This is a genomic window from Blautia sp. ZXY-1-B12, assembly GCF_056339915.1.
In genome coordinates this window covers 1-5,373 of record NZ_JBWJVP010000054.1, presented here as the reverse complement: position 1 = coordinate 5,373, position 5,373 = coordinate 1, and the positions used below count along the sequence as shown (strand labels likewise).

General features: G+C 44.0%; 3 protein-coding genes and 1 pseudogene. 1 reads left to right on the top strand and 3 read right to left on the bottom strand.

The genetic code is table 11. From position 1 onward, the window contains the following. Positions 1–497 precede the first annotated feature (497 nt). The 3 genes and pseudogenes from recG to AC075L_RS04215 form a co-directional block, all read right to left on the bottom strand. A complete protein-coding gene (gene recG, locus AC075L_RS04225; protein ID WP_476387176.1) occupies positions 498–2,621 on the bottom strand; it encodes an ATP-dependent DNA helicase RecG in 2,124 nt (707 codons plus the stop codon). A gap of 349 nt (positions 2,622–2,970) precedes the next feature. Continuing rightward, positions 2,971–4,606, bottom strand: a pseudogene (locus tag AC075L_RS04220) (DAK2 domain-containing protein). A gap of 58 nt (positions 4,607–4,664) precedes the next feature. Beyond that, positions 4,665–5,024: an Asp23/Gls24 family envelope stress response protein gene (locus AC075L_RS04215; protein WP_020993850.1), complete on the bottom strand. Its 360-nt coding sequence runs from the start codon at positions 5,022–5,024 to the stop codon at positions 4,665–4,667. 208 nt (positions 5,025–5,232) lie between these two features. On the opposite strand from AC075L_RS04215, the gene AC075L_RS04210 reads away from it, so the two are divergent. Continuing rightward, positions 5,233–5,373 (top strand): large ribosomal subunit protein bL28 (locus AC075L_RS04210; RefSeq protein WP_476387177.1); only part of this gene is annotated, 141 nt, incomplete at its 3' end.

Below are 5,373 nucleotides of genomic sequence, written 5' to 3'. Positions count from 1 at the left end.
CAGCAGTCTTTGTTGTTTTAGCTGTCTCTTTTTTCTCGGCTTCTTTCTCTGTTTCTGCCGGTTTCTTTTCTACAGTGTCTGCTGCTTTAGCTGTTTCTTTCTTTCTCGGTTTCTTTCTCTGCTTCTGCTGATTTCTTTTCTGCAGTCTTTCTTGTTCTTCTTGCTGCCGGTTTCTTTGCTGTTGTTTCTTTCTTTACAGTCTCTGTTTCAGCAGTTTCTTTCTTGTTTGCTTCTTTATTTACAGCTACTTCTTCAGCAGTTGTCTTTGCAGGAGCCTTCTTTAACTTCGGTTGTCTTCGCAGTGGATGTGTTGAGATCTGCTGTAGTTGCTTTTGTTGCCATATGATTAGCCTCCTTACAAGGTATAAGTATTCGTAACTGCTCAGTTTTGTACAGTTACAGGTATTCTTATGTTACCGAAAATATGATAAACAGTAACATTCTTTTATGAAAATAGAATACTACGAATCTTCTGCTTTTGCAATGTTTTTCTGTTTTTATAATTTAGGCATCTTATGAACAGTAACATGAACAGTATTATTTTTTACTCTGTATCCGTCATTTTCTATAGTCCTAGATTCTCGCAGATCTTCCTTCATATATGCCGAAAGTCTCCTCTGAAGTTCCTCATTCTGCGGAAGGCTTAAATCCGCATCAAGGGACAGAATCTCCGAAGCCGTTTCACTGGCAGCTTTCAGGATATCCGCATCCTGATAGATGTCCCCCAGTTTAAATTCCAGCAGACCACTCTGGCGGATTCCAAAAAGATCACCAGGACCGCGAAGCTTCAGATCCTCTCCTGCAATATAAAATCCATCGTTGGATTTATTCAGGATCTGCAGACGTTTAGAAATTTCCTTTGCACCATTTCCCTGCATAAAAATGCAATATGACTGATATTCCCCTCTACCGACACGCCCACGAAGCTGATGAAGCTGTGCCAGCCCGAAACGCTCGGCATTCTCCACCATCATCACTGTAGCATTAGGCACATTCACTCCTACCTCAACTACAGTAGTAGATACCAGGATCTGAATTTCCCCTGCGGCAAAAGCCTCCATGATCACATTCTTCTCTTTCGCTTTCATCTTTCCATGAAGAGAAGCAATCTTTATATCCGGCGAAAAAACATTGCGAAGCTTCAGGGTATAATCCAGCACATTTTCCCCATCCATCCCTTCGCTCTCCTCCACCATTGGACAGATCACATAAACCTGCCGTCCCTGACGGATCTGCTTCTCCATAAAGGAATAAGCCTTCGGCCTATAAGAAGTATCCACCACACAATTTTTAATGGGAAGTCTCTGCGCAGGAAGTTCATCAATTACTGAAATATCCAGATCCCCGTATATAATGATCGCCAGCGTCCTTGGAATCGGTGTAGCACTCATCACCAGCACATTAGGCGGGTTTCCCATAGTAGTCAGTGCTTCCCTCTGTTTCACACCAAAACGATGCTGCTCATCTGTAATAACCAGTCCAAGATTATTGTACTGCACTTTTTCCTGAATCAGCGCATGCGTTCCTATCACCAGGTTAGCCTCTTTTGACGCGATCAGCACATATTTTTCCCTTTTCTCCTTTGCGGTATCTGATCCTGTCAGCAAAACCGGATGCCCAAAATCAATATTCTGTTCCTGCAGCAACTTCTCCATTGCCTGAAAATGCTGCCTTGCAAGAACCTCCGTAGGTGCCATAAGCACTGCCTGATATCCATTCTCCACAGTCATGATCATTGCAAGAAACGCAAGGATCGTCTTACCACTTCCTACATCTCCCTGAACCAGTCTGGACATCAGAGCCTGGCCGCTTAAATCCCTCTCAATCTCATGCCACACATTCAACTGCGCCTTTGTCAGATCATAGGGCAGACTTTCAATAATCTGCTCTGTCGTCCATACCGGATGCATGGGAAACGCATTCGGTGCTTCCTCCGTCTTCTCCTTCAAAGACTGCACAGCAAGAATAAAAAGAAGAAACTCGTCAAACACCAACCTTCTCCTTGCAGCTAACAGCTCCTGCATATTTTTGGGAAAATGAATCGCAGGAATCGCAAAATTCCTGTCTGCCAGGTGATACCTCTCCTTATACTCATCTGCCAAATACTCTGTCTGAAGCTTCTGCTCATCAAGCACCTGATGGATCAGCTTCACGATCGTCTTATTAGAAAGCCCCGCAGTCAGTCCATAAATCGGCTGAAGACTGTGCAGAATCTCCTCATAAGCCGCAGGCGTAAAAATCTCAGGGTGCTCCATCTGCAGCTTCCCCTGCTTCCTGACGACACGCCCCCGCAGAACAAACCTGCTGCCTTTCCTGACTGCAGAACGCAGATACGGTGCATTAAACCACGTAACAGAAATTTTCCCCGTAAGATCTGCCACAGTGGTCGTGATCACCTGAAGATTCCGCACCTGATTCACATACACACCCGTTATAACCGCCACAGAAATCGCCACAACAGCTCCCTCTTCCAGAGACCGGATCTCAACAGGCTCCTCATACGCATCATAATTACGTGGATAATAACTCAGAAGAGATTCCATATCCGTAACTCCTATTTTCGCAAATAACTTTTCCGTTTTCTCCCCCACGCCCTTCAAAGTACGCAAAGATGTTGACATATACCACCGATTCCTTTCTACTACAATATAATTATGAATATCCCTTACAGCCAGTAAAAATTATCTATCTTATCCCTGCAAAAAATAACCAAATCAAGCAACCCTCATTCTTCAATCACAATAATCTGCCGACAATAAACTTCCACTATCCAAATCTCAGGCAGGAAAATATTTGTGTCAGGATGCATTTGCAGGTATCTCTTAGATGCCGAAACCGCATCCTGACACAAATATTTTCCTGCCGGCCCCTTTTATAACACGAAAACGGATATACCCACCCTCAACAATGGCCTATACCCGTTTTCATCACATGAACTATTCGTTTATCTCTCTCAAAAACTCTATTATCCTACTCTACAGAAATAACATAATAATAAATCGGCTGTCCACCCGCATTCAGTTCCACATCACAATCCGGATAAGCCTCCTCCAGAGCCGTTGCCAGCTCCTCAGCTTCAGCCTCCTCAGTATCAGCACCATAATAAATACTGATCACCTCAGACTCATCATCCACCATCTGGGCAACTGTCTCCTTGGCAACTTCCATGCGGTCCTTGCCAACAGCCAGGATTCCATGATCACCGATACCCATCATATCACCCTCATGGATCTCCTTATCATCAATCCTTGTATCACGCACAGCATACGTGATCTGTCCGGTCTTCACATGTTCGATTGCCTGAAGCATAGCCTCAGTATTCTCCGCACTGTTCTTCTCGGGCACATAACTGATCATGGCAGTAATTCCCTGCGGAATGGTCTTAGTCGGCACAACCACGATCTCTTTATCCTCAGTAAGATCCCTTGCCTGGTTTGCAGCAAGAACAATATTCTTATTGTTCGGGAAAATATAAATAGTCTTTGCATTTACTTTTGCAATGGCATTGAGCATATCCTCTGTACTCGGGTTCATCGTCTGACCGCCCTCGATCAGGTAATCCACACCCAGTTCCTTAAAGATCTCTGTCATTCCCTTTCCCACAGATACGGAAATAAAGCCAACTTCCTTCGGCGGCTGTGCTGCTTCTTCTTTTTCTTCCTGTTCTGCCTGTTCTTTCGCCATTTTCTCGGCATCCTTTATAAGCTTCTCCTGATGCTCCTCACGCATATTGTCGATCTTCATACGTGAAAGTGCACCAAAGGTAAGGGCTTTCTCAATAGCCTGTCCAGGATGATTGGTATGAACATGAACCTTCACAATCTCGTCATCTGCAACAAGCACAATAGAATCACCAAGAGACATCAGGAATTTCTTAAATTCATGCTCTGTCTCCTCGGACATCGGCTGGTTCAGAAGAATAATAAACTCTGTACAATAACCAAATTTAATATCAGCCTCTGTCTGTGCATCGATCTTAGTCACAGCAGGACCTTTTGCCTTGTCAAACTGTGTATAATCAATCTCTTTGCCAAGGAAACCATCATATGCACCATGGTATACTTCCAGAAGTCCCTGTCCGCCGGAATCCACTACTCCTGCTTCTTTCAGAACCGGCAGCATCTCCGGTGTCTTTGCCAGAGTTTCCTCCGCATGAGCGATCACGCTCTGGAAAAATGTATCCAGATCCTTCTGCTGTCTCCGCAAGCTCTACAGCCTTGGCAGCAGCCTCTCTTGCAACAGTAAGGATTGTTCCTTCCTTCGGTTTCATGACTGCCTTATATGCAGTCTCCACACCTTTCTCCATGGCTGCCGCGATGTCAATGGCATCCAGTTCCTTACTGTTCTTAACACTTCTGGTAAAACCACGCAGAAGCTGAGAAAGAATAACACCTGAGTTACCTCTTGCACCGCGCAGGGAACCGGAAGAAATCGCCTTGGCCAGTGACTCCATGTCAGGCTCTCCCAGAGAACCTACTTCTGCTGCTGCTGCCATGATCGTCATTGTCATATTGGTTCCTGTATCTCCATCCGGTACCGGAAATACGTTCAGTTCGTTGATCCATTCTTTTTTAGCTTCCAGATTCTTGGCTCCTGCAAGAAACATCCTGGAAAGTATTCTGGCATCTATGGTTTTGTTATTCACCACAAGTTCCTCCTCTATCCTAATCAATTGCGCGTACGCCTTCTACATAAATATCGATCTTATCGATCTCCATTCCTGTAAAGGCCTCGACTTTATATTTGACATTGCTGACAAGGTTGTCTGCAATTGTACTTATATTCACGCCATATGCCACAATAACATGGAAATTCAGGCGGATTTTATTGTCCTCTGTAATTCTGACGCTGATGCCATGTTTCAGGCTGTTCTTTCCAAGAAGCTTTACCAGTCCGTCCTTCATACTGACTGCAGCCATGCCTACGATACCAAAACATTCTACAGCAACGCTTCCTGCGTAGGTTGCGATTACATCTGTGTCAATTATGATCTGACCTAATCCGGAATCTATACGTCCATTCATATGGTTACCTCCAATGCTCATTATTGTATGTAAGTGTATTATAACCTCTTTTCACAGAAAAAGAAATATAATTTTTGAGTTTTTTCCTTTTTTTGCTTGCAAAAGCACAATTCATCTGTTACAATGTAATCTGTTGAACACAAGGTTACTGTTCAGACGCTATGCACACAGCACGACAGTAACAATAAAGCGTCAAGGAGGTGCTATCATGGCTAAATGTGCAATCTGTGAGAAAGCTGCTCATTTCGGAAATAATGTAAGTCATTCACATAGAAGATCCAATAAAATGTGGAAATCTAACGTAAAATCCGTTAAAATCAAGACTGCTGAGGGTGGAGCTAGAAAGACA

Coding starts and splice junctions, on each gene's coding strand:
- recG (WP_476387176.1), bottom strand. CDS start 2,621: ATGTCAACATCTTTGCGTACTTTGAAGGGCGTGGGGGAGAAAACGGAA.
- AC075L_RS04215 (WP_020993850.1), bottom strand. CDS start 5,024: ATGAATGGACGTATAGATTCCGGATTAGGTCAGATCATAATTGACACA.